The following is a 24,664-nucleotide window of genomic DNA, read 5'->3' on the forward strand; positions in this document are numbered from 1 at the left end:
CGGCTCGGCTCGGCTCGGCTCGGCTCGGCTCGGCGCGACGCGGAGGTTTTGCACTCGGTACACTCAGTTGGCAGCGTGCTCGAGGCGGTTGCGGCTTGCTCTTAGCGCCACCGGTCGCCGTCCCCGCCGTCCCTTGTGTGATTAGCACCATCGAAGCACCTCACCCGGCCGGGAATGCCAGACAACGAAGTTGTCCCGCGCGACAATGAGCATGAAGGCTAGGCACTTGCGCCGCGACGTTGCTCAATGCCGCCTTCTTAGAGCTGAGACGGGCAACGCGCTGTACACGTCTCGGCGTTCGATTGACAAAACGCCCGCACGGCTTCGGTCTTCGCGGTCGTCAGCGTGTCGTGACTGTCGCCAAAATCACGTGGAGACGCCGAATGAAAAGTTCCTGGTTCCTCAAGTTCTCGAATACGCTCGCGAAACTGGCTGGCCGGGCTTCGACCTTCGTCATTGCGGTGGTCCTCGTGATCGTCTGGGGCCTGTCCGGGCCATTGTTTCACTTCAGCGATACATGGCAGTTGGTTATCAACACGTCGACGACCATCGTCACATTCCTCATGGTCTTTCTAATCCAGAACACGCAGAACCGCGATACGGCCGCAATGCAGATCAAGCTGGACGAGATCATCCGGGCGATCGACACTGCGCATAACGCGCTGCTCGATCTGGAGGAGCTCGATCAAAAGGAACTTGGCAATTTCCGCAAGCGTTACGAGAAGCTTGCACAAGAGGCGCGTGACAACCTGCGTTCGGAAGATCGGGACATTGACGTGTCCCCATTGCGCGACGATCGCGCCGGAGGCGGCGAGCGCAGACGCTAGTTTTTTGAAGAAGGGAAGACGTCGCGCAGGGCTCCGTTCATCGCAGGTACTACAGCAATTTTTTGAGCGCCGGCTTCGTACAGAGCCGGTCCTGGTCTGGTTGTTCGGCCGCCGAGCCTTCGCACGAGCCTCAGTAGTAGCGAGGTTAGTTCGTGAGCTCCCAGCACGGGAACCCGCGTCGAGGGGGTGGTCGCCTCCATCGGTATGGTGATTGCTGCCCTTGCTTACCCCATACCTTCAGGGAGAAAATTATGCTTACGCAAAAGACGAAGGACATTGTCAAAGCGACGGCGCCCGTGCTGGCCGAGCACGGATACCCGATTATCAAGCGGTTTTATACGAGACTTTTCGAAGCTCATCCGGAGCTCAGGAACGTCTTCAACATGACGCATCAGGAGCGAGGCGAGCAGCAGCAAGCGCTCGCTCGTGCGGTCTACGCCTACGCCGAGAACATCGAAAATCCGGAGAGCCTGGCGGCGGTCTTGAAGAACATTGCCAACAAGCACGCCAGCCTCGATGTGCGGCCGGAGCATTACCCCATTGTGGGTGAGCACCTCCTGGGCGCTATCAAGGACGTGCTGGGCGACGCTGCAACGGAGGAGATCATCTCGGCGTGGGCACAAGCCTACGGAAATCTCGCTGACCTCCTCATGGGTATGGAGAGCGAACTGCGCGAGCGCTCTGGAGGTTTACTGGGCGGCTGGAACGGATGGCGAGCGTTCGTCGTCAAGGAAAAACGCCCCGAAAGCAGCGTCATTACCTCGTTCATTCTGGAGCCTGTCGACGGGCAGCCCGTGCCCAACTTCGAGCCGGGGCAGTACATCAGTATCGCCGTGAATGTGCCCGCACTTGGCCTGCAACAGATCCGTCAATACAGCCTCTCCGATATGCCCAATGGGCGCAGCTACCGAATCTCGGTTAAACGGGAAGAGGGCGATGCAACGCGCCCGCCCGGTCAGGTCTCCTCCCTGCTGCACGAGCACGTCAACATAGGCGATGAAGTCAAGCTGGCCGCGCCTTATGGGACCTTCTACATCGACGTGAATGCGACAACCCCGCTGGTGTTGATCAGCGGCGGCGTCGGTTTGACGCCAATGGTCAGCATGCTCAAGCGCGCCATCCTGAACCCGCAACGACAGGTCGTTTTCATTCATGGCGCCCGCAACAGTAACGTTCATGCGATGCGCGACCGACTCAAACAGACCGTCGCAACCTATCCCAACTTTAAGGCTGTTGTGTACTACGATGATCCGCTGGCGGGTGATGTACAAGGCGTTGATTTCGATCGCAAGGGATTTATCAACCTCGGCGAAATCAAAAACATCATATTGTTACCGGATGCCGACTACTATGTGTGCGGTCCGATTCCCTTCATGCGCGTGCAGCATGACGCCTTGAGGCAGCTAGACGTTCCTGAATCGAGAATCCATTATGAGGTTTTCGGTCCGGATCTTTTCGCTGAATAGACAGCGGCATCTCTGCATAGTGCGCGGTCACGGTGCCGGCACGGGCCGTGACGCACGGCGGGCGCCTTGAGCGGCGCTCCGCTTTTTTGTTCGGATCGCAGGACTTCGACCCTCGCAGCGCGACATGGACGCGCAACCTTGCATCATTTGCGGACGCACGCGATCACCGGGATGAATTCTCGACTCGACACATGCTCGCAGGGTGGCGGTGATGCAACGCAGGCAAAAAATTGATTCGCTCCAGTAGCACGTCCCGGTGTTGAACGCTGGCGTACCGGGAGTCATGGATCACTTGCAATACCCGCACGGTCAACGTAATGTCCAAGCCGTCCGCGCCAATTCATCGATGCGCTTCGCCTGTTGCCGAATGCGCCCGTCCGCAGCCTCGACGTTTGCGGTCGCTCTCTCGAGAGCCCGTCGAATTTCCTTAAATTTCGTCTTCGTAGTTTGCATTTTCGGATTTGTGAGGAAGTTGCGCACCGCTTCACTTTAGACCCGCGACGCCATAGAGACGCTGTCACTAATGCAAGCATATCGGTCGGTCTCTAACCCTCTAATCGATTGCTAGGCATGCACACTCTCGGTCTTCTTCAGTGACTGTGAGCAATTCTGGCGGCCGACACTGCGGCTGAGAACGACTTGGCGCCTCCCGATACCGACGCACGAATGCTCACGCCTCAGAGGCAGGACCCGGTCAGTCCCTTCAGAATTGGCTTTTCCCGCCGTAAATGGCGAGGAGCGCTTCCTTCAATAGCGAGCCCGGGTCGCCAGTCGACTGGCCGGTCAGCACGGGCGGCAGCATCACGATTGAACAACCTGAGAGAGCAAAGTGACAATAAAAGACTTAACCATTAAGGCGAAGCTGACTGTTGGATTTGGCGTCTTGACGATGCTGGTGGCGCTTGTAGCCGGCATGTCCCTGTACGCGCTGTCGACGGCGAAGAACGGGTTTGCGCACTACGTGAACGGCATCAACGCGCGAGCCGACGTAGCTAGTCAGATCCGCGCGGCGGTCGACCGTCGCGCCATCGCGGCACGCAACCTCGTGCTCGTCACCAAGCCGGCCGATGTCGATCTTGAGAAGTCTGAGGTGACGCGTGCGCACGAGGACGTGCAGGCGCGTCTGAAACAACTGCACGACATGCTCGCTACCGCGACCGACACGAGCGAGAAAGCAAAGAGCCTCGCGGCCGAGATGGCGCGCGTCGAGGCGCTGTACGGGCCGGTCGCGACGAAGATCGTCGAGCTTGCGCTCGCGGCCAGGCACGAGGAGGCGGTGCAGGCGCTCGACGATGAATGCCGCCCGCTGCTCGCGCAGTTGGTGAAGGCCACTGACGACTACGCGACCTACACGGCTGCGCGTCGCGAAGACATCGTGCGCGAGCACGAAGCCAGCTATCGAATGCAGCGCGCCGCGCTGATCGCCCTGTGCGCGGTGGCGGCACTGTTCGCGATCGGCGCAGGTGTGACCGTCACGCGTTCAATCACGCGGCCGATCGGCGAGGCGGTCGGCATTGCGCAGACGGTGGCGCGCGGCGATCTGACGAGCCGCATCGTCGCCGGGACGAAGGACGAAACCGGCGACCTGCTGCGCGCGCTCGCTACGATGAACGCGCGCCTCACCGAAATCGTCAGCCGCGTGCGTGAAAGCAGTGGGGCGGTGGGCGGGGCGGCCAAGGAGCTCGCGACCGGCAATACCGATTTAAGCCAGCGCACCGAGGAACAGGCCGCGTCGCTTCAGGAGACGGCGGCGAGCATGGAGGAACTGACGTCCACGGTGCGTCAGAACGCCGAAAACGCGCAGCAGGCGAGTACCCTTGCATCGAACGCTTCGGAGATTGCGAGAAAAGGTAGCGATGTGGTCGGCCGCGTCGTCGACACGATGAACGGCATCAGCGAAAGCTCGGACAAAATCGCGGAGATCACCGGGATCATCGAAGGCATCGCGTTCCAGACCAACATTCTCGCGCTCAACGCGGCGGTCGAGGCCGCGCGGGCGGGCGAGCAGGGCCGAGGCTTCGCGGTCGTGGCGGGCGAAGTGCGTAGCCTCGCGCAGCGCTCATCGACGGCGGCGAAGGAAATCAAGGAACTGATTGCCGACTCCACTAACAAGGTGCGCGGCGGCTCCGTGCTCGCGGGCGAAGCCGGAACGACGATGGCCGCAGTCATGCACGCCGTCGCGCGCGTGACGGACATCATGCAGGACATCTCGGCGGCGTCGGCGGAACAGGGACGCGGCATCGAGCAGGTGAATCAGGCAATCACACAGATGGACGAAGTCACGCAGCAAAACGCTGCACTCGTCGAAGAAGCGGCGGCTGCCGCGCAGTCCCTCGAACAGCAGGGACGGAACTTGAATCAGGCCGTCGCATTCTTTTGTGTTTAGTCGAGTTCGGGACGTTTGTGTGGTAAGTGCGCTACAGAATGGGCGCGGAAGTCGGTGCAAATTGGGTGTGGTGGCGGGCGACTGAGATTCGAGACCGTCGCCCGGTGACGGTGGCAGGTGCCGAAGAGCTCTTGAAGATGCTGCGGCTTCGAACGCCGCAGCGTGAATCGTCACCGCGCAGCAGTTGAGAAGTTGAGAAGGGTGAGCTGATCGCGTATTCTGTGGGACCTACCCGAACACCGGGGCGACATGCTCAATGAGATCGAGCAGCGGGCGGATCGAGGTACCTTTCCGACAAAAGGCGTCGATTTGTGCTTGCTTGCCACGGTCGACGACGTCCGCCTCGGGCAGAGAGGTATAGGCGATGATGGGTGTGTTCGCAAATCGGCTCGAGCCGCGCATGGCCGAAGCCACCGCGTACCCGTCGCACCCGGGCATCTCTATGTCGAGGATCACAACATGTGGCGTCCAGGCTGCCGGCGTCTCGAAAGCGGCCTCGCCCCCAGCTACGACCGTCGCTCGGTAACCCTCAATGACAAGCACCGCGGCTAATGCCTGCGCACCCGCAGGGTCGTCGTCGACAATGAGCACGACAACCGGCGGCGAAACACTCGCGAAAGAACGATCGATCCAGAGACCAGGCATTGAGAACATGACGTGGTTTAACAGAGTCATGTTCAGCTTTTAGGCTTTTAGCAACGGGTATGCCCTTACCTCTATGGGTGCACGAGGGATTTGATGTAGTGGACGGGTAACGCCCGTGCTGCGTCGTGCCGTGCGGCTGCTTCCGTGGGAAACCCTCGGGCAGACTGTCCGACCACGAGCGTTGAACCCTCCGTATGCAAAAGCGCGGCCCAGACCCAGCCGCCCGGTTGGCGTTCCAGTGCGATTTCGAATAATTGCGACATCTCGCACCTCCTATCTACAGAATAGACGACCCGATGCTCATTAAAACTGCCATCTAGAAAGAGACAGCCATGAATCAGACCTCGTACCTTTTAAGCGCTCTCCTTCTCACGGTAAGTGCGGCCGCGGCCGCGCAGAACACTCAGACCGCGCCAACACCAGCGACCCAGCACGGCGCGTCTGCCGCGGACCAGACAAGCGGAGGTGCTTCCGCGGGGGCAAGCAGCCCGAGCGGGCCCACGCTGATGCAAAAACGAGAGAAAGGAATGGCGCCAGACGGGAAGACTGGCGTGAATGGAAAGGCGACTGGAAAAATGAAGCAGAACTAGAGCGACGTTGCGTCGAACTCGTCCCGTGAGGATTGACGACCGCGCTTGTCTAGGCCAATGCGAGCGCGCCCATTCTTTGCCGAAAACCGGATGGCGGGAACTGCGCCAAAGTTCCCGCACATCGCAACGTTATTTCAAAGAGGAGGCTGCTTGGCCGGTGGGACGACGGAACCATCCCCCGAACCCACCGTTCTTTCCACGTCAACCTCAGTCCCCCGCACCGTATCGTTGATGGTTTCCGTTCTGGTCGAGGCTTCCTTACCCACCACGACCTCTTCGACGACCCGCGCAGTTTTGGCAACCACGGGTTGCTCTTGTGTCTCGCGGATTTCCACAGAGCCTTCCTTGAGATCGGCGGCTGTTGCCGGACGGTCCACGGCCTTGCGCTCGATGGTCGCGTGTTCTTCGCGTAGATTGACGGTTTCGCTGACCGGTGTCTCCGTCACGCGCGAGTAGATCCGGACGCCGCCTGTCTGCACTTCGCGCTTGCCGACTTCCAGCGACTCCTGAACCACTGGAAACGCCTTGCGCTCCGCCGCTATTTCGTCGGCAGTGTAGGCCGGTGCGTTTCGGTCATAGCCGGTGTATCCGGTGCTGCGCCACTGCGCGACACGGGAGTCAATGTCAACCGCGCCCGCGGCATAGAGTGAGTCCCTCACGCGCTCGAGGGCTGTCTCGTCATTGACGTCCACGGAAAGCAATGCGCCGCCGCGACGAACTGCTTCATGATAGTGACCGGCTTCTTCAGGCTCGTCGCTGCTGCCGAACAACCTCTTGAAGAAGTGCTCGATGCCGCCAACGACTCCTTCGTGAGGGCGGTCTCCCGCTGTCTCACTCGTAACGGACCGCGTCGTCGCATCGTCGCTTAGGCCGGGCGTGTCGCCGCTATTCGAGCTATGTACTTGCATATCTGTGCGCGCGATGCCTTCTGTTTCCAAGCGACTTTGAGCGCGCTGCGCATCCTCGAACGAATTAAATACACCGATGACTGTCTGTACCATTTTAATTCTCCGAAACGGGCATAAACGATTAATGGGAGCCTGCGCAAGCGCATGACGCGATGAGTGTTCCGGGTCTCCGTTCAGGGCTTGTCAGTGCGGTCCCGCTTCCACGGACCGTCCCGGCCTTCGCGGCGCTCGACAACAAGCTCTTTCGAGTTCGTCAGCACCTGATGGATCACGTCTTCTTGAACCTCGGTCGTCTTCACGTGCACTTCCTCCTTCAAGGTCAGTTGCATTCGTACGACGGGAACGTACTCGTAGATCGGGATGATGAGCGTGTCGCCTGCGCGCCGCGGCTCCTTGCGCTCATCCACCGGCCGGTTCACCGGAATGCGTTTAACCTCGACCTGCTGATCGCGCACGCGCAGCGGGATAGCGTGCATTTCTTCATGGACGACTTTGCGCACCCGCACGGCGCCGGTTTCAACTGTTTTGACATCGACCGCGATCTCTTCCTTGACCGCCGACACGCGCACTGCGTCGGACGGATCGGTCGTGGATGCGGCATTAAACGGCTCTTGGTCACGCATTTTGTTCCCCTCAGCGAGACACGTCCGGACGCGGCCGGGTGGCGGAAAGCGGCTCAATCAAAGACGACCACGTTCCGGCACTGCCCGGCTGCGCACCGGCGGGGAATCGCCGCCTGTTGCCGTACCGCCGCTTTCCTCAAAGGGCGGCTGGTGGCGAAAGCCTGCACCGCCCGAGACGATGGCGATGATCGCTCCGACAATGAGCGCGGCGAAAGAGAACCAGCTCGCTCGTGCGACGCCTCGTGCCGCACTATCCGCCGCTTCGCGCGCCGTCTGCTCGGCCTGCGGAGTTGAAGCGGCCGACGCTGCGGAGGCGACTGCCGCTTGGACCTGCTGCTTGGCGGAGTCCACGATGGACGGGGTCGTGCCCGATTGATTTGCGGCCGTTGCGCTGACCTGTGCGGTCGTCGCGGCGACGCTTCCCGCAGTGCTGACCGCTCCGGTGATGAGGGACGTCATGCCGTACACAACGAGCAGCGTCATCACCGCCCACGACAACAGACCGTGCAGCCATCCAAGCACTGGCGCACAGCGGCCTGCGTAATATGAGCCGACAAACACCGCCAAGACGGTAGTAACGATGACCCAAACCCCGGACCCGAAGCCGAACCCGTGCAATGGATCGGGCTTTGACATCGGCGATAGCAGTGATGCGCCAATGGCCGTGCCGAGCACGCTCATAATCAGGTAGACAATCATCGAAAGAATGACGCCGGCGATGATCGCCCCCCACGAAAGCCGGGGCAGTCCATCGCGAGTAGTGAGCAGCTTCATGGGATCATCCTAAAAGAGACGAGAACGCGCGCGCGTAGGCAGGCGGCTTCCCGTAATGCGCAACCTCTGTGCCTATCTGGCAGCGGGTAAGAACACGACCGAACGTTCATCGGCGGCTACGGCTTGACGCTTATTAAATGAAAATCACTTTGTTGCCGACAAATTGGTTTGGAATGCTTTATACATATCCGACCCGATGAGCGGCCCTCTTCCCGCGTTTTCCCTTAACCCTCGTAGGCGTCTTCCTACTGATTCAGCGGATGCGAGAAACGGGCGTGCTGCCCGATTGCGAAGTCCAAGGCGGGTGCATGCGAAGACGAACCGACGGTGACACGTCGCGTCCGTTATACGCGACGTCCGACTGTCATCAAGCAGCATTCGGAGGAAAGCGCGACCCTGTCAGTCTGTTAGCCAGCCGCTGCCAATGCATAGCGACGACAGTGTTCGAGGTAACCGACCTCGTGACTCCCGACTAATTCAAGGATGCTGCTCCAAAGCCACATCGGCGCATCCATCGATTTCGTTCTGGTGCGTTTCATTTCCGAGAGCCAGTTGCGGCGCGTTTCCTTGTCCATCTGCCGCGCATGTGCCCGTCCAACAATGAGGGCAAGATAACGGGCGACGCTCATCGCCTCGGTTTCCCCGACTTGCTCGATCTCGAGCTTAAGGTCCTGAGGCAACAGCTCACGCAGGATGACGGGGCGGCCTTGCAGGGTTGCCGATCTCATCCGCTCGCCCAGGTGAGGGGAGAGGTTGCGCGCGCCTTCCACGACGCGCTCCGCATTGTCACGCGGCATCACGACATCGGGATAACGTGGCGCTGCCGCCTTAACGCCTTCCTTGATGTCGATCAGGCACAAATCATCGCCGTCGATGACGCCCCCATCAACGTCAAGCAACACCGCATACCGGAGTCGTCCGAGGGAACTGCAGCCCTTCACCCAATAAGCAGCATCCAGTACGGTGACATCGCCCGTGTTCGGGCGACCGCGCAGGCTTGTAGCCAGGCTCGCGATCGTATCCTTTTCAAACAGCGCTTCAATCTCCGCGCGCTCGTCGCTGCTGATGGGCCAGAAGCGATCGCCCAAAGGAATGGTGGGCTGGATGTCCTCAAGCCGTTCACGCGCCAGGTGCTTCCAGGAGCGCCGTACCGCCTCACGCATCACGACACGCGCGACCTCGGGTCTCTTCGCCGCGTCCGCTTCCTGTGCCGATTGATCATCAAATGCTTCCGCGTAGCCGGCGAACAGCGCCTCGATCATGTTGATCGTCTTGACGCCAGGCAGAGCCGAGCCGCGAGCCGCGGTCGCAAGCGATAGTCCGAGCCGGATAAGGTCGTGCGCTGGGTCGCCAATAACGGTCTGATCCAGATCGCGAATTTGGATTTCAATGCGGCCTTTGGCGTCGGCGATGGGGCCGAGATTTCCGGTATGACAGTCGCCGCAAATCCAGGTAGCGGGTCCATGGGGCAAGCTACGTATTTCCGCTTTTTCGAGCCAATCATAAAATTGGATCGTATTGCCCCGGACGTAAGCATGCGTGGAGCGGGCCATCTTCGCATTACGTTTAGCTGTCAGTAGATCCTGGCGGCTTTCAACTCCGGGGATCTTGAGCTTTCGTTTCTTGGGCATGGAGTCTATGTGCAGTTGGTTCAAGACCGACTTCAACCGCTGCTTGTAGGCGTTCGTCGTCGTAGGCATGACAACGCATGCTATGTGCCCATGCCCTGAAGAGGAGCCGACCTATCGTCTCGTCACGCCGCAGACGGGCTCGTGAACTGAGAGTCGCCCTGACGAGCTTGATTGTGACGCCCGGCCGTAACAAGCCGGTGGAATATCGAGGTATTCAAACCGTGGAAACCGTGGAGCGTACGCATGAATCAAGGTAGCAGTCGGCGTCCGAAGCTCGTTGTCTATCCAGCGCGCAACGCGTCGCCGATCCCCGGTTCCAGCCCAGCTGATTACCAGATTTATGCGTCTTACTACGGCTCGGCCGGAGGTGGGTTCTTTGGCAAATTGAAAGTCGTCCGGCAGACCGACGGCAGACTGCTGTATCCCTACGACGGCTCGGACACGATCGGGCCGTTTGCGACGACGGCGCAAGCCGTAGCTGCCGCACGAGCGCGGGGCGAAGAGATCATAAATGGCGATCTGCTTTCGCCTGAACTTTGATGCCTTCGACTACCGAGCGATAGATAGACGAGTAAGTTCGGGCGGAATTAAGAATCTTTTCCACGCGGTGCCGTCACTAACGTTTTAGCCGTTCTCCGCAGCGTTTCGCCCTCTGGAACGACGCAAGAAGGTGCCTCGGAAACGCTCACAACGGTGCCCCAACAGCGCGTGCATGCTGGCCGGTCGTCGAAGCATGCCCAGCGCTCAAGTCGCGCATTCCGATTGCGCTATCAAGACAGCACGAACGCTGCGACCGTGTTCCGACCAGCGGTTTTCGCGTTATACAGCGCCTCATCCGCAGCCCGGATGACAGTACTGACGTCGCTATCCTGCTCCGGAATGCAGCTCGCGGTACCGATGCTCGCGGTGACGCGCCCGTATTCGCTGCCTGCGTGCTCGATCGCAAGTTCGCTGATGGCTACGCGGATCCTCTCGGCGATCTGCACGGCGCCGGTCCGCGATGTGTCGGGCAGGACGACGACGAATTCCTCGCCGCCGTAACGGGCTGCTGTGTCCGCGGGCCGTCGCAGGTTGCCGCTGATGCACTGGGCGACGGCGGCGAGCGCATCGTCGCCGGCCTGGTGGCCATAGGTGTCGTTGTATGCCTTAAACCGGTCGATGTCGACGAACAGCAGGGAAAATGTGCTGCGCGTTCGACGCGCCCGGCGCCACTCCTGCTCAAGGATCTCGCCGAGGGTACGGCGATTGTTGAGACCCGTCAGACCGTCTGTTCTTGCGAGCATCTGCAGTTGCGACTCCGCGCGCATCCGGCGTCGCAGCTGTAAACTGAGCAGAATTGATAGCAGGACCAAGCCCAGGCCGAGTGCCCCCGTTAGTGAACCGATGACCAGCGCGCGAGTGCGCCACGCGGCATAAATATCCTGTTCCGCCTCGGCCACCATGATGATCAGCGGCACGTCGGGAAGGTTCTTGAAATAGTAGAGCCGTCGCACGCCGTCGATTGACGCCGTCTCAGAAAACGAGCCCTCGGGCGCACTACGGAACCGTCGAAAAGTTGCGGCCTGGCTAATGTTGCGGCCAATAATACGCATGTCGAATGGCTGGCGCATGATCATAATGCCGTCCTTGCTGATCAGGGACATCGAGCCATGCGGACCCAGCTTCAGACCGGCGAACAGCTGGTGGAAATAGTCGAGGTTGATTGCGATCACCACGATGCCGCCAAACGAGCCATCCGGGTTTGAGATCCGGCGAGTGAGCGCGATGCTGGGTGTGCCGCCGCGAAGCCGGGACGCGAACGGATCGCTGACATACAGCCCGACGTCCGGGTGGTCCCGATGCACTGTGAAGTAGGCGCGATCGGCAAAATTCCCTTTGCGCGGCAGATCGTTGATCGAATCCAGGATTACATTGCCGGCTGCGTCCATCACAAGCATGGAGCCAAGGAATTGGGCCGTCATCGCATGGTCGAACAGCACACCGCGCCGCAACGCTGGAGGTGCGGCCATCACGTCGGGTCGTTGCAGCCCCTGAATCACCGCTTGCAACGAGAGGTCATAGAGTTCGAAATTGCGTTTGATATCACGCTCGGCCACGAGACCAAGATTGCGCGAGGTTTCGCGGGCTCGGTCGAGCGCGTCCTGACGGCTTTCGTAGAGTACAGTTGCGCACAGGCTAACTAGCAGCAGCGCGATGATCGTCCCACCGAGGACGATTGCATGCGGCGCTGATAACGCATATTGTGCAAAACTGCCCGCCCGCCAGAGAAGGTTTCTGTCTTGCTTTTCCACTGATCCTCCGGGGTTGGTTGGCCATTAACGGCATATGACATCCCCGCGCGGGAGGCCGGACGATTTAGAAAAATTGAACATGCGGGGCCCAGCAGTTTCCCCACTATTCGCACTAGTTCGTCCACTGACCGTAATACAGCGCCGGAAAGTAGGCTTCTTACGTTGCGCCGCACTGGTTAACGTGATGTCCGAGGTCACCGGCGGGAAGCACCAGTGTCGGCAAACGGTCTTTCTCCGTTTATCGACCAGACCAAGACAGACTTGAGCTCCGCGGAACGCTGCAACGCGACGGCGGCGTCAACCGTCGGCTCCTTATTTACTGCCTGACAGACGTCCCGGCCGTTGCACCGGTCTGCGGCGAGCCCCCCGTCGAGCCGCATCGATCAGCCGTTCTTCGTTTGGCTCTTCTCGGCCGACATCTCGGGCGACTGCGGATCTATTCGCGCCTCATTCAATTCACGTTCCCACATCTCCCACATTTTTTTATCGCTGCCACGATCGAGCAAAAACGCCACGAGCCAGATGCCAAGAAGCAGCAAAAGAGCGGTCGTCACTAGCATCGTCAACCCCTTACGAAGTCTTCCTTAAAGCGTTCTTCAAAAACGGCGGGTGAAATGGCGTAAGACCTTGCGATAATGGTAGCAAGTGTTGCTCCACGACGTGAGGCGTTGACGATTGTTTTCAACTCAACGGGGACGTAGCAGCCTGTCCTGCTCGCTTCATCCGCGCCTCGCGTTTGCCGTTTAGGAAACCAGATTGGGAATTTGAGCAATGTCGTCGTCAAAGCGAAAACCGGGAAGCCGTGCAGGACACTCGCAGCTGCGCTCAAAGGTTATGCTGTTACCGATGCCTCAAAAGGACGCGGACGAGATGGGACTTCAGTCTCGCCTCGCGTTCGAAGCAGTGCTTCACGGGAAAGCTTCGCGGCGCGATGTGCTCGGGGTGGTGCAGGCCACCCTATTGACCGGATTTATCACGGAAGCTGGGCATGGTTTGCTCGAGCTGGGCTTCATTCGCCAAGTCGAAGACGAGGTCTTGTCGATCCTTCACAGCGGCGAGAAGGATGCCACGTGGGAATTCTCCGAAGCGCTATTGACATCGCTCAGGCAGATCATCAACGAGCATGACCGCCAGCTTCGCGAAACCCGCCTGGGGATAGTGATCGCGGCGGTCCAAAAGCTCGACAGGCGTATCGCGTCTTCGTCGTCCAAGTTGTCCGCTGCCTAAAGCAATAAAAAGCTTTCTTAGCAGTGTTGGACGATCGCAGGCGACGCCACCGAAGCACCAGTCCGTCGACGGCCCACCGTGCCCTGTTTCCGAACCGACCTGTCATAAGATAAAGCCGCAGAGACGGACGATGAATTCCTCGAAGATGAAGCAAGGCGAGGCGCCTGCCGAGACGCGGGGACGAGTGTGACGGACCTGGGAGGGCTGCCCTTTCGCCCGGCAGCCAGCTGTCTGGGCTCAGACGGACGCTACCTGCGTCTCGGCAGCTCCCCGGCGTTCGGCCTATCGGTTGCGAATGGTATAGCGAACTGTCGCAAGTCTACAAGAGCAACTGCTCGAGTTCGTCCATACGCGGGGGCTTTAGAAGCCAGGCATCAATGCATCGCCGCTCTTTGTCGATGAGCTCATTACTTCCGGTAAGTGCGATTATACGAGCCGACTGTGAACGGCCTTTTCGGATCTCCAGGCATACAGCGATGCCATCTGTATCCGGCAGCATAAGATCCAGAAAAACTATATCGTAGGTGTCTTCTGCGGCCTGACTTACTGCAGATTCACCGTTATAGGCGACGGCGCATGTGTGCCCAAGTGCTGACCCGAAAGCGCACAGCGCATCGGCGGTATCCTTTGAGTCGTCGACAAATAGAATCTTTTTCATTCCGTGCCTCAATACCATGCTGTCGGACGCAACGCATAGCGTGCGGTCGGGCGAGCGTTGAGTTCCCGCGGGTATAAGTGTAGTGCCTTTCCCGCCGGCTCAGAGGCGGAATCGAGTTCGACTTCGATGTCTGTCAGCGACGTGGGAACGGAAAACACCCGGATCGTCCCGTCTGAGCGCTGGCGACCGCTAACTGGCCTTTACGGCGCGCACTGAGGGCACGTCACGCGTGAGCCTTGCAAGAAGCATCATCAACGGTTGGAGCAAGTGACCCTTCTGGCAATAGGCGTCGAAGTCCGTTTCGGAAGCTTTTCGCCGAACAAAGTCATCGTCGTGCGCCGTCAACGCAACGATGATTGTCTCAGCCGTTCGAGAATCGTTTCGGAGGATCCTCGCGACCTGAAAACCGTCGATCTGCGGCATCGAGATATCGAGAAGCACGACGTCTGGCTGCCAGTCGCCTGCGGCCGCGACCGCGGCGCCGCCGCCGTACACGGGTTTTACTTCGAGCTCACAGAGTGCAAGGTATGCAGCTAGTGCGTCGGCTGCGTTACGGTTGTCGTCAACGATCAGAACGCGGGGGTCTCGGCCTATTACGGTCGTCGTCCGAGACGTCCAACGTCGCGCAAGTGGAGGAAGCGAGGGCACGGCGATCCTAAGTAAACTGCTAAACCATGCATCGAGTTTACCTCATTTCCTGACGTTCAGTTTTCGGACCTCAGTGGTTAGCCGCTCACAAGTTGGCACTTGGCGGGCTGGGTTCCAGGAGGGAATGATCAGGGCCAGCATCGGTCCGGACACCGGGCGTGCGCCATTGTGAGCTGGCTACGCAAGCAGCAGGCATCACTGCAACTAACGATCGAAGTCGACGCCGCCTCCAAGAGCCGAGCGCGCCGTCGCGACCTTGACCTTATGGTAGATGGCATATACAATTTGTATATACGTAGGGAGGTGCGACTGTGCCGATTTCATCGCCATCGACGCGGCCCAAAGAGGCCAAGCTTTTCCGCAATAATCGCAGCCAAGCGGTGCGTATTCCCGTCGAGTTCGAGTTGCCGGGTGATCGTGTTTTGATTCATCGTGAGGGCGACAAGCTCATCATCGAACCGGTGAAAACGCCCGCGAACATTCTGGAATTATTGGCCGAGTGGAGACAGGAGCCACCGCTTGGGCCCGAAGATCAGTTTCCGGAAATCGACGACATGCCTGCTCGCCCCGAGGATATATTTTGAGCGGCTATCTGCTGGACACGAACATCATCAGCGACATGATCCGTAATCCTTTCGGGCAAGTTGCAAGTCATATCGAACAAATTGATCCAAAGACGATATGCACGAGCATCATCGTTGCGGCGGAATTGCGCTATGGATGCGCTAAAAAAGGCTCCGCGAAGTTGCTTGCCAAGGTAGACGCTGTCCTCGCAAGAATTCCGGTATTGCCGCTAGATGCCCCCGCCGACGCAGAATATGGCGGCGTCCGGGCCGAGTTGGAGGCGGCAGGCCAACCGATAGGCGGTAACGATCTCTTGATTAGCGCTCACGCCCGTGCCTTGCGGCTCATACTCGTGACCGACAATACCAAAGAGTTCAGCCGTATTCGAGGACTCACGATTGAGAACTGGCTGGAACGATAGCTGACTTCAGGGTCTCCTTAGCACAACCACCCGCCGGGGGCGCGAGTCAAGGGCCTGACCTAACGCCGACGTGTCGATCGCGCGGTTGCAGAAGCAACGTGAGAATGTCGGTGTTCGACATTTAAAAAAGCCTCGCACGCGGCACACGACGGCGCTCGAAGATTGTGGGCCGCGATCTCGGTCGCCCGAGCTCCACGCCTCGAACCATGTCGCACTTGATCGTTTGCCAGACGATCGCGTGCGGCCATGTGTGGCCTTTCGGGCACGTGTTCACATTCCTTCTTGAGAGGCTGCTGAGGGATGCGCAATGAGCCGATCGACCCTGCGGCCCAACCGCGTATGAATCCAATGCGATGGGCGGCTGCAGGGCAATGTTTTTTCGGTCAGCGCGTCCCTAACGTCGCTATGAGTTTTAGCAAGTCTGTGCCCGCGAAGGGTTTGACCAGAAAGTGCACACCGCCCGCGTTCGCTACCGCGAGGCGCGTCGTCTCGTTGTCGTGCGATGTGACGAAGATCGCCGGAGGGCGCGGTTCGCGGAGTTGTGCGTACAGAGTCGGCCCCGAAGCTCCGGGAAGCTGGACGTCCAGGACAAGGCACCCAGCGCGCTCTATACCACTTGCCGCGTCGAGGGCTTCAGCGCTCTCGTAAGCAAGCGCGTTGTATCCCGCTAGTGTTAGCAGCCGCTCTAGCGCACGCCGCATGCCGTCATTGTCTTCGACAATAACGATCGTCTGTTTGGTATCGCTCATGGCCGGCCACGGGGAGATACCTCAAGTGTGCTACCGGGGGAGCTGCCTGACTATCGGGATGAGGGGCAACGGAGTTGCCCTTGCGGGCAAGCCAAGTTCATCTACACATCCGCCGCGCGGGTAATCGGTCCCGCGCGTCGAATGAGGTCTGCAAGTGAGTGTGCGTCAAATTTGCGCATGAGGTCGGCTCGGCAAGATTTGATTGTTCTTTCGCTTAGACCGAGTTCCGCGGCAATCTGTTTATTCAATTTGCCGGCGATGATGCCGCGTAACACGACTTGCTCGCGCTCGCTGAGCACAGCATCACTAGGCAACGGTGATTCATGTTCCACAGTAGCGCCGTCGGCTGCGGCGAGCGCGCTTTCGATAGCCGCGAGCAACGCTTGCGAATCGATGGGTTTCAAAAGAAAGTCGCTGGCACCAGCTTTTATAGCGAGGACCGTTTTTGGAATGTCCTGATAGGCGCTGATGAAAACGATCGGAATCGCGTGCTTCCTGCGTTGCAGCGCGTGCTGCAATTCTAGACCGCTGGGACCGGGAAGTTCCAAGTCCAAGAGTAGGCAGCCCGGAAGCGGATCGGGTTCTACCACGAAGAAGTCGCCCGCGCTCGCATAGGCTTGCACCGCATAGCCGGCGTTCTTCAAGAGCCGCGACAAGGCGGTGCGCATGGCTTCGTCGTCATCCACGATGTGGACGACCGCTTCGGCATGATTGATCAACTCTCGCGTCCTCGTATTGTCGCCATTTTCGTACCATGTCCGATCACGCTCGGAACTCACCGATTCGGCGCACCGCGTGTGTTGTTGCGTCATCCCACACTCACACAGATACCACAAGTTTGGGCGAGGCTGTGCGCCTCTCCGATGCCGCCACGGACTGGGATCGAAGCCGCAGTCGCTATCAGGTTTTGCGGTTTCACCGTATCCGTCAGCGCATCCCGTGTTGACAGGCCTTCAATCAGATATCGAGGATTTTCCTCAATAGACCGTACGAGACGCGCCAGTGTCCTTCGGAGTCTGTCACGGCGATCGACGCCGTTTTGGAGTTCAACCTGACGACGGTGCCAACACGCTCGTTCAGATGCTTGTCGGTGAATCCCACGGTGTCGCCGATGAAGAACTCTTCGGGGCGCGGGCGAGGTGGCGGTGCTTCCTTTTGAGTTGGGGCTGCGGTGGCATCGAGGAGAATCGCCGCATACAACACTGCCCATCGGCGGCGAGTCGCGTTGTCCTGTACGACCGCTTGCGTATGTCGCAGCTCGGTGACAGTGCCTTCCAAAGGCGGTCCCAACGGATTGTCACCGATGTATCTGACGGTCATCCCAATGTGCAGTCGTTGACGGACTTCGAGAATGCGTCGCGGGTCATCTAGCATTTTACCGATGGTCAGATAGAGGCGATATAACTCAGCGCTGGGCGCCTGCCGAAGGGAGTCCAGGATGTCCATGAATGTCGGGGTAGTTAGCGGGCAAGCGGCAGCAGTTCGTGCACGCGATTGACGGGATACGACGGCAACTTCTCTAGTGTTTCCTTCAGCCATGCATACGGTTCGAAACCGTTTAAGCGAGCCGTCCCGAGCAATGAATACATGGTGGCCGTCGCACGAGCGCCTCGCGGTGAGCCCGCGAACGTCCAGTTGACTCTTCCAAGCGCGATCGGCCGGATTTGCCGTTCCAACGCGTTGTTGTCGGGTAACAGAACACCGCTCTCTGTGTAGCGTATCAGCGCTTGCCAATGACGTAACGCGTAGCCGAACGCTTTGGCGAGCGGTGCCTGAGTCGGCAAACCCATGACGTTTCCTTCCAACCATTGCCGGAACTGCGCTAATACCGGCAAGGTCTCCGCTTGCCGCGCCGCATATTTGCGGTCAGGGGTCTGGTGGTTGATTCGCGACTCAATGGCGTATAGCTGGGCGATCCACTGCAGCGCCTGTGCCGCAAGTCCCGGCTTGCTTTGGGTCTTGGCGATTTCAAAGAACCGACGGCGGCAATGCGCCCAACAACCGACCGCGATGATGTCGCCGGTCTCATAAAGGGCCTCGTGCCCGCTGTATGCGTCGGCCTGCAAGTAGCCCTTGTAAGTTTTTAGGTAACCTTGCGGATGCGAGCCCGCGCGCGATTCAGCGAACTGGAACACGACCGCCGGAGGGTGATCGACCCAAACGCCGTTCTCCTCGCGTTGGCCCGCGCCCAGATAGCCCCATAATCGAGCAGTGCGGGTGGTCTTGCGGCCCTTCTCAAGCAAAGGCAGCGTCGTGTCGTCGACGTGCATGCGCGGCGCCTGCAACTGGTGCGCACGCAGCGGTGGCAGAAGCGCAGCGAGCAATTCTGCTGCGGCCAGCTTCCATTCGCACAGCGTGGCCCGCGGCAGGTGAATACCACGGCGCGCATAGCGCATCTCTTGCCGATTCAACGGCAGATGATCGACGTAGGTGCTCACCAGGATGTTTGCGAGCAGACTCGCGCTCGCGTTACTCTTGGGCAGCGGCGAGGGCTGAGCGCTCGCCGTCACGATGGTCGACTCGCCATCCTTCTTCGCCGCATACTTGAAGCGAATATGTTCGATGACCGTGAGCCTTGACGGCTCGTAATGCAGCGTCTCGCTACGCTCTTCGCCGATGCGCTCAAGCGCGTCGAATGCGGCCTTCTGTTCGTCGCTCAGGTCATATTCGATGCGCGTGCGTGGCAAGTCCTTTGGCAGCGCGGGGCGTCCCTTGCGGCTGTGCCCTGTGACTTGAACCTTCGCCGGCTCGGGAGGAACGGGAATATCTATGGCGGCGTCAAACAGCTCGGCCTGACCCGCCAGGCGCTCAGAGCTCGCGCCGAAGCGTGCGCGATTGAGTTGTGCAATCTGATGCTGAAGGCTTTCCAGTTGCTCCCACAACACGCACGCGAGCCGGTTCTGTTCGAGTGCAAAGGCTTGCAGAGCCTCGAGCTCCAGTGGCAGATCCCCGGCAGTGACGGCGGCGGGCAGCATGTCAACCATGATGCCCAACATGCGCGACGTTTACAAGCTTCGTAAGCGCTGCGCGCGATTCCGGGCAGCGCTTAAGCCACGCGCGTCACGGCGACGGCGCGATGAGGTTCGCGCGCTGGAATCTCTATACCTTCGAGCCATGCATTGAGCTCCGCGAGCGTGAATCCACGTTGCGCCAGCGCTGCGGGTGATGGGAAATGCCCATGTTCAAGCCGCTTGTACCAGAGCGCGAACCCCGTTCGATCCCAATACAGGCACTTCACCTTCGTGCGGTCCCGGCCGACGAACACGAACAGGTTGCCCGAAGCCGGCTTCTGAGCAAGAAGCGGTTCGACCAGATAAGACAGCGTGTCGATCGACTTGCGCATGTCGACCGGCTCGCGGCAGATGTAGGCTCGGACGTCAGCGGCGATCAGCACCGTGCACCGCCAAGCTGTCCGAGCACGAAGCGCACAATGCGCTCAGCATGCACGCCACTCATTTCGATGCGAACGCCGGCAATCGATAACGTCACGCGATCACGCGTCGATGACGATGACGACGGCGTATCGGCGGAAGCAGATGATGGTGTCGCCGCAGGCTCACCTTCCAGGCGAGCAATGACGAACGCGGCGTCGGCCGTCACGGCCAGCGGACTCGTTGCAGGCGTCTCGCCCGCAAACTTCTTGCGCCACAATCCAAAAGTGCTGACGGCAAGACCTTGTTCGCGACAGAAGCGCCGAGTGCCAACGCCGCTCATCTTCCATGCGGCGACCATCTCGCGCCAGAATGCTTCGCCTTGGCGAGGGCGCCGAGCCCCCGTTCGCACGACAGCTCGCCCCATCACGTCGTCGTCCATCGCATCACTCCCATCACTACGATGGCGAAACCTTCGCATCATGCACCCTGACACTCAAGACGGGATGCGCTGACAGATACTTTCCTTCAGCCATGCATACGGTTCGAAACCGTTTAAGCGAGCCGTCCCGAGCAATGAATACATGGTGGCCGTCGCACGAGCGCCTCGCGGTGAGCCCGCGAACGTCCAGTTGACTCTTCCAAGCGCGATCGGCCGGATTTGCCGTTCCAACGCGTTGTTGTCGGGTAACAGAACACCGCTCTCTGTGTAGCGTATCAGCGCTTGCCAATGACGTAACGCGTAGCCGAACGCTTTGGCGAGCGGTGCCTGAGTCGGCAAACCCATGACGTTTCCTTCCAACCATTGCCGGAACTGCGCTAATACCGGCAAGGTCTCCGCTTGCCGCGCCGCATATTTGCGGTCAGGGGTCTGGTGGTTGATTCGCGACTCAATGGCGTATAGCTGGGCGATCCACTGCAGCGCCTGTGCCGCAAGTCCCGGCTTGCTTTGGGTCTTGGCGATTTCAAAGAACCGACGGCGGCAATGCGCCCAACAACCGACCGCGATGATGTCGCCGGTCTCATAAAGGGCCTCGTGCCCGCTGTATGCGTCGGCCTGCAAGTAGCCCTTGTAAGTTTTTAGGTAACCTTGCGGATGCGAGCCCGCGCGCGATTCAGCGAACTGGAACACGACCGCCGGAGGGTGATCGACCCAAACGCCGTTCTCCTCGCGTTGGCCCGCGCCCAGATAGCCCCATAATCGAGCAGTGCGGGTGGTCTTGCGGCCCTTCTCAAGCAAAGGCAGCGTCGTGTCGTCGACGTGCATGCGCGGCGCCTGCAACTGGTGCGCACGCAGCGGTGGCAGAAGCGCAGCGAGCAATTCTGCTGCGGCCAGCTTCCATTCGCACAGCGTGGCCCGCGGCAGGTGAATACCACGGCGCGCATAGCGCATCTCTTGCCGATTCAACGGCAGATGATCGACGTAGGTGCTCACCAGGATGTTTGCGAGCAGACTCGCGCTCGCGTTACTCTTGGGCAGCGGCGAGGGCTGAGCGCTCGCCGTCACGATGGTCGACTCGCCATCCTTCTTCGCCGCATACTTGAAGCGAATATGTTCGATGACCGTGAGCCTTGACGGCTCGTAATGCAGCGTCTCGCTACGCTCTTCGCCGATGCGCTCAAGCGCGTCGAATGCGGCCTTCTGTTCGTCGCTCAGGTCATATTCGATGCGCGTGCGTGGCAAGTCCTTTGGCAGCGCGGGGCGTCCCTTGCGGCTGTGCCCTGTGACTTGAACCTTCGCCGGCTCGGGAGGAACGGGAATATCTATGGCGGCGTCAAACAGCTCGGCCTGACCCGCCAGGCGCTCAGAGCTCGCGCCGAAGCGTGCGCGATTGAGTTGTGCAATCTGATGCTGAAGGCTTTCCAGTTGCTCCCACAACACGCACGCGAGCCGGTTCTGTTCGAGTGCAAAGGCTTGCAGAGCCTCGAGCTCCAGTGGCAGATCCCCGGCAGTGACGGCGGCGGGCAGCATGTCAACCATGATGCCCAACATGCGCGACGTTTACAAGCTTCGTAAGCGCTGCGCGCGATTCCGGGCAGCGCTTAAGCCACGCGCGTCACGGCGACGGCGCGATGAGGTTCGCGCGCTGGAATCTCTATACCTTCGAGCCATGCATTGAGCTCCGCGAGCGTGAATCCACGTTGCGCCAGCGCTGCGGGTGATGGGAAATGCCCATGTTCAAGCCGCTTGTACCAGAGCGCGAACCCCGTTCGATCCCAATACAGGCACTTCACCTTCGTGCGGTCCCGGCCGACGAACACGAACAGGTTGCCCGAAGCCGGCTTCTGAGCAAGAAGCGGTTCGACCAGATAAGACAGCGCGTCGATCGACTTGCGCATGTCGACCGGCTCGCGGCAGATGTAGGCTCGGACGTCAGCGGCGATCAGCACCGTGCACCGCCAAGCTGTCCGAGCACGAAGCGCACAATGCGCTCAGCATGCACGCCACTCATTTCGATGCGAACGCCGGCAATCGATAACGTCACGCGATCACGCGTCGATGACGATGACGACGGCGTATCGGCGGAAGCAGATGATGGTGTCGCCGCAGGCTCACCTTCCAGGCGAGCAATGACGAACGCGGCGTCGGCCGTCACGGCCAGCGGACTCGTTGCAGGCGTCTCGCCCGCAAACTTCTTGCGCCACAATCCAAAAGTGCTGACGGCAAGACCTTGTTCGCGACAGAAGCGCCGAGTGCCAACGCCGCTCATCTTCCATGCGGCGACCATCTCGCGCCAGAATGCTTCGCCTTGGCGAGGGCGCCGAGCCCCCGTTCGCACGACAGCTCGCCCCATCACGTCGTCGTCCATCGCATCACTCCCATCACTACGATGGCGAAACCTTCGCATCATGCACCCTGACACTCAAGACGGGATGCGCTGACAGATACGTTTCACCCGGATGAGGCCGTTTCGCGGGCTATCAATGTCAGCGATGAGTGTGAACGAAATCGAAACATTCAACGGCATGATCATGAGGAAGCGTCTCCCCGGTCTTGAACTCCGCGTGCCGTATCCGATCAGGACGTTGCAGAAGAAACCGATGATGACCATGAGCGCCCATGCCAAGGCCGGGATATGGTTCCACCAGGCAGCTTGTGTATAGCCCTGCGTATTGATGACATCGTTCATTCCGGCGGTCGCCAGTGCGGTGAGCGGACTTGGTTGCGCGTTCGCGCCGGAGCGCGCGGCCGTCCAAAGTTTCGATTGCAACTGAGCCGTCGTCGTATTGATGCTGAAGTTCATCGCCGTCACCGGTCTGATAAAACTTGATTCGCTGAGCGATATGCGCTCCAAGAAGCGTACGGATCTCCGAAGCCTGGGCTGTCGGGAGGAGTTCGGCACGCAGCAACTCCGTCCCGATCGCATTCGCTTCCTCTTCTTCTAGGTTTTTCCGCTGATCGTAGCGTCCCACCGCCATCGAAAGGCTGAAGCCGATGACCAGAGCGAGAAGGGTTAAAGCCGCCGACTGCACAACCCCGAAGTCCTCACGCATGTCGTCTGCCATCGGTCGCGCTCGGCGTAATACCGAGCCGAGGTAGGCAGCTACGGACATCAGGAACAAAGTGAGCACGAGAAAGGTAATTGGATGGCTAACCAGCTTTGGCACGTTCGGCTCCTTCCGGGTCTGTCGCAGGTAGCGCTCAAAGAAGCGCCTTCACAATTTTTCCGATCACGGCGGGAAGGGGAAACTGCATGACGGCTATGAAGAGCATGGGTGCCGAGGCAGGCGCCACAATGGCCAGCAACCCGAGCTTGGTAAACGGAAAGGGCTTGATGCGACGGACCGCCTCATAGATGCTGTGCACGTCGGCGACGGGGCCGAGCTCCGGTGCGTCGAGGATCTCTGGCGACCCAATATCCTCGCCGGTAGTCCAGCGCCGGTGTACAAGCCGACCGTGCCGTCCGACCAAAGACCCATACTCGAGCGTGGCGCGATGTTCAAGCCGCGTGAGCATGAGAACAAGCGGCGCGAACGGAAGCAAAAGGACGATCGAGACCAGAGCGGCGGCGCCCAACAACAAGCCCTTCATGGTCATCGGATCGACGCCATGGTAGACAACGTCGTGGGCGAACGCCGCAGCGACGACCGCGGAGACTGCGAAGGCGACAGGACTAAACACGAAGGCCAGTCGTTCAACGAAGGCAAGTCCCCCGGCCCGATCGGGATGGGTCGGGACGAGCGAGAGCGGAAGTCTCGCCAGATTCAGCATCAGGATGAAGACGATGCAGGCCCGCCAGATCCACGCCAACACAAGAGCGGTGAAGATTGGGCGGACAACGAGGATGAACCACCAACCCGCAAACGGTATTCGGTCGGACGTATTGATCCAGCCAACGTCCTCGTTGGGGGAAAGGAGAACGCCGGCACTAGCCCACGCGACGACACAACCCAGAATTAAGACCCACGGCAAGACGCGACGCTTAAGCCGAACGACGCCCGCAATGGCCCCGTCGAATTTGGGCATGTCGGCAGGTAAGACAAGGCCCGTCTCCAGGAAGTATCGTAGGAACGGCCGAAATGATCGTTGCGCCGTTTGCTCGGCGATGATGAGCAGCGGGATCGCGATAAGGCAGCGGACATGAATACCGAAGTGTGAAGCAAGCGAGTCCTCGCCATGAGTCAGTGACGCGCGGCCAGTCGCAAGAGCCCATAGAGCGATGGGAAGCCAGCAAATGGCGGCCAGGAAAAGCGCGCGCCTAGCGACGCCTAAACCTTCAGACGGTATCAGGCCGATTCGTCGCTGGAAGCGAAAGGCGGCATCGTCGCCGACGATCGAGAACGCCAACGAGGGATGCTCAGATCCCGCACTCAAAGCGCCATTCGGATGTTCGTCTGATGCGCGCATCTCCGACTCTCCATGAACGGTTTGTCGTGGAATATG

At 59.8% G+C, this 24,664-nt stretch carries 27 protein-coding genes; 7 read left to right on the plus strand and 20 right to left on the minus strand.

Translation table 11 applies throughout. The features are described 5' to 3' along the window. Positions 1-383 precede the first annotated feature (383 nt). The 3 genes from AWB76_RS23985 to AWB76_RS23995 all read left to right on the plus strand — a co-directional run bounded on the left by AWB76_RS23985 (position 384) and on the right by AWB76_RS23995 (position 4,679). Entirely contained in the window at positions 384-827 is a 444-nt protein-coding gene (locus tag AWB76_RS23985; protein WP_061162631.1) for a low affinity iron permease family protein, read from the plus strand. 251 nt (positions 828-1,078) lie between these two features. Beyond that, positions 1,079-2,293, plus strand: coding sequence for an NO-inducible flavohemoprotein (hmpA, locus tag AWB76_RS23990; protein ID WP_061162632.1), 1,215 nt, complete (start codon positions 1,079-1,081; stop codon positions 2,291-2,293). Positions 2,294-3,122: 829 nt separating this feature from the next. Beyond that, positions 3,123-4,679: a methyl-accepting chemotaxis protein gene (locus tag AWB76_RS23995; RefSeq protein ID WP_074171403.1), complete on the plus strand. Its 1,557-nt coding sequence runs from the start codon at positions 3,123-3,125 to the stop codon at positions 4,677-4,679. A gap of 228 nt (positions 4,680-4,907) precedes the next feature. Here AWB76_RS23995 and AWB76_RS24000 read toward each other — a convergent pair whose 3' ends face one another. From AWB76_RS24000 to AWB76_RS24025, 5 genes are all read right to left on the minus strand, one after another. Continuing rightward, positions 4,908-5,354, minus strand: a complete 447-nt coding sequence (locus tag AWB76_RS24000) for a response regulator (protein ID WP_082864515.1) — start codon at positions 5,352-5,354, stop codon at positions 4,908-4,910. 694 nt (positions 5,355-6,048) lie between these two features. Beyond that, on the minus strand, positions 6,049-6,915 hold the full coding sequence (locus AWB76_RS24010) for a YsnF/AvaK domain-containing protein (protein WP_061162635.1): 867 nt from the start codon (positions 6,913-6,915) through the stop codon (positions 6,049-6,051). 80 nt (positions 6,916-6,995) lie between these two features. Further along, positions 6,996-7,445, minus strand: coding sequence for a YsnF/AvaK domain-containing protein (locus AWB76_RS24015; protein WP_061162636.1), 450 nt, complete (start codon positions 7,443-7,445; stop codon positions 6,996-6,998). A 57-nt stretch (positions 7,446-7,502) separates the two neighbouring features. Then, the gene (locus AWB76_RS24020) at positions 7,503-8,219 is read right to left on the minus strand and encodes a YrzE family protein (protein WP_061162637.1); all 717 of its coding nucleotides are present in this window, start codon (positions 8,217-8,219) and stop codon (positions 7,503-7,505) included. A 407-nt stretch (positions 8,220-8,626) separates the two neighbouring features. Then, positions 8,627-9,850 (minus strand): DUF2252 domain-containing protein, encoded by a 1,224-nt coding sequence (locus AWB76_RS24025; protein WP_061162695.1) that lies wholly within the window; start codon positions 9,848-9,850, stop codon positions 8,627-8,629. A gap of 243 nt (positions 9,851-10,093) precedes the next feature. Here AWB76_RS24025 and AWB76_RS24030 point away from each other — a divergent pair, with 243 nt between their 5' ends. Further along, the gene (locus AWB76_RS24030; RefSeq protein ID WP_061162638.1) at positions 10,094-10,390 is read left to right on the plus strand and encodes a DUF6723 family protein; all 297 of its coding nucleotides are present in this window, start codon (positions 10,094-10,096) and stop codon (positions 10,388-10,390) included. Between the two features lie 230 nt (positions 10,391-10,620). Here the strand turns inward: AWB76_RS24030 and AWB76_RS24035 are convergent, their stop codons facing one another. Then, complete coding sequence (locus tag AWB76_RS24035) at positions 10,621-12,066, minus strand: sensor domain-containing diguanylate cyclase (RefSeq protein WP_374729948.1); 1,446 nt, start codon at positions 12,064-12,066, stop codon at positions 10,621-10,623. 458 nt (positions 12,067-12,524) lie between these two features. After that, positions 12,525-12,701, minus strand: a complete 177-nt coding sequence (locus AWB76_RS41110) for a hypothetical protein (protein WP_157696197.1) — start codon at positions 12,699-12,701, stop codon at positions 12,525-12,527. 286 nt (positions 12,702-12,987) lie between these two features. Here AWB76_RS41110 and AWB76_RS24040 point away from each other — a divergent pair, with 286 nt between their 5' ends. Continuing rightward, positions 12,988-13,368, plus strand: a complete 381-nt coding sequence (locus AWB76_RS24040; RefSeq protein WP_063936396.1) for a hypothetical protein — start codon at positions 12,988-12,990, stop codon at positions 13,366-13,368. A gap of 319 nt (positions 13,369-13,687) precedes the next feature. Here the strand turns inward: AWB76_RS24040 and AWB76_RS24045 are convergent, their stop codons facing one another. Both AWB76_RS24045 and AWB76_RS43085 read right to left on the minus strand, forming a co-directional pair. Further along, positions 13,688-14,026, minus strand: a complete 339-nt coding sequence (locus tag AWB76_RS24045) for a response regulator transcription factor (protein WP_061162641.1) — start codon at positions 14,024-14,026, stop codon at positions 13,688-13,690. A gap of 189 nt (positions 14,027-14,215) precedes the next feature. Then, positions 14,216-14,674 (minus strand): response regulator, encoded by a 459-nt coding sequence (locus AWB76_RS43085; RefSeq protein ID WP_074171404.1) that lies wholly within the window; start codon positions 14,672-14,674, stop codon positions 14,216-14,218. Positions 14,675-14,985: 311 nt separating this feature from the next. Here AWB76_RS43085 and AWB76_RS24055 point away from each other — a divergent pair, with 311 nt between their 5' ends. Together AWB76_RS24055 and AWB76_RS24060 are read left to right on the plus strand one after the other, a co-directional pair. After that, entirely contained in the window at positions 14,986-15,258 is a 273-nt protein-coding gene (locus tag AWB76_RS24055; RefSeq protein WP_061162643.1) for an AbrB/MazE/SpoVT family DNA-binding domain-containing protein, read from the plus strand. Next, positions 15,255-15,659 (plus strand): type II toxin-antitoxin system VapC family toxin, encoded by a 405-nt coding sequence (locus AWB76_RS24060; protein WP_061162644.1) that lies wholly within the window; start codon positions 15,255-15,257, stop codon positions 15,657-15,659. Before AWB76_RS24055 ends, AWB76_RS24060 begins: the two co-directional genes overlap by 4 nt. Before the next feature lie 383 nt (positions 15,660-16,042). On the opposite strand, the gene AWB76_RS24065 is transcribed toward AWB76_RS24060, so the two are convergent. The 11 genes from AWB76_RS24065 to AWB76_RS24110 all read right to left on the minus strand — a co-directional run bounded on the left by AWB76_RS24065 (position 16,043) and on the right by AWB76_RS24110 (position 24,628). Next, positions 16,043-16,408, minus strand: a complete 366-nt coding sequence (locus AWB76_RS24065; protein WP_061162645.1) for a response regulator transcription factor — start codon at positions 16,406-16,408, stop codon at positions 16,043-16,045. 101 nt (positions 16,409-16,509) lie between these two features. Beyond that, on the minus strand, positions 16,510-17,220 hold the full coding sequence (locus tag AWB76_RS24070; protein ID WP_167357781.1) for a response regulator transcription factor: 711 nt from the start codon (positions 17,218-17,220) through the stop codon (positions 16,510-16,512). A gap of 145 nt (positions 17,221-17,365) precedes the next feature. Beyond that, on the minus strand, positions 17,366-17,854 hold the full coding sequence (locus tag AWB76_RS24075; protein WP_061162646.1) for a hypothetical protein: 489 nt from the start codon (positions 17,852-17,854) through the stop codon (positions 17,366-17,368). Positions 17,855-17,868: 14 nt separating this feature from the next. After that, entirely contained in the window at positions 17,869-19,404 is a 1,536-nt protein-coding gene (gene tnpC / locus AWB76_RS24080; protein WP_082864517.1) for an IS66 family transposase, read from the minus strand. A gap of 50 nt (positions 19,405-19,454) precedes the next feature. Then, positions 19,455-19,751, minus strand: a complete 297-nt coding sequence (tnpB, locus tag AWB76_RS24085) for an IS66 family insertion sequence element accessory protein TnpB (protein WP_051154128.1) — start codon at positions 19,749-19,751, stop codon at positions 19,455-19,457. Positions 19,752-19,795: 44 nt separating this feature from the next. Continuing rightward, complete coding sequence (tnpA, locus tag AWB76_RS42920; RefSeq protein ID WP_061162647.1) at positions 19,796-20,221, minus strand: IS66 family insertion sequence element accessory protein TnpA; 426 nt, start codon at positions 20,219-20,221, stop codon at positions 19,796-19,798. A 54-nt stretch (positions 20,222-20,275) separates the two neighbouring features. Continuing rightward, complete coding sequence (gene tnpC / locus AWB76_RS24095; protein WP_061162648.1) at positions 20,276-21,772, minus strand: IS66 family transposase; 1,497 nt, start codon at positions 21,770-21,772, stop codon at positions 20,276-20,278. A 50-nt stretch (positions 21,773-21,822) separates the two neighbouring features. Next, positions 21,823-22,170: an IS66 family insertion sequence element accessory protein TnpB gene (tnpB, locus tag AWB76_RS24100; RefSeq protein ID WP_157696198.1), complete on the minus strand. Its 348-nt coding sequence runs from the start codon at positions 22,168-22,170 to the stop codon at positions 21,823-21,825. Next, positions 22,164-22,589, minus strand: coding sequence for an IS66 family insertion sequence element accessory protein TnpA (tnpA, locus tag AWB76_RS41120; protein WP_061162647.1), 426 nt, complete (start codon positions 22,587-22,589; stop codon positions 22,164-22,166). Before tnpA (AWB76_RS41120) ends, tnpB (AWB76_RS24100) begins: the two co-directional genes overlap by 7 nt. Before the next feature lie 118 nt (positions 22,590-22,707). Then, on the minus strand, positions 22,708-23,388 hold the full coding sequence (locus AWB76_RS39370; protein WP_341845307.1) for a hypothetical protein: 681 nt from the start codon (positions 23,386-23,388) through the stop codon (positions 22,708-22,710). A 34-nt stretch (positions 23,389-23,422) separates the two neighbouring features. Then, entirely contained in the window at positions 23,423-24,628 is a 1,206-nt protein-coding gene (locus AWB76_RS24110) for a hypothetical protein (RefSeq protein WP_157696199.1), read from the minus strand. Between the last annotated feature and the right edge of the window lie 36 nt (positions 24,629-24,664).

Source organism: Caballeronia temeraria (assembly GCF_001544795.2).
Lineage (GTDB): Bacteria > Pseudomonadota > Gammaproteobacteria > Burkholderiales > Burkholderiaceae > Caballeronia > Caballeronia temeraria.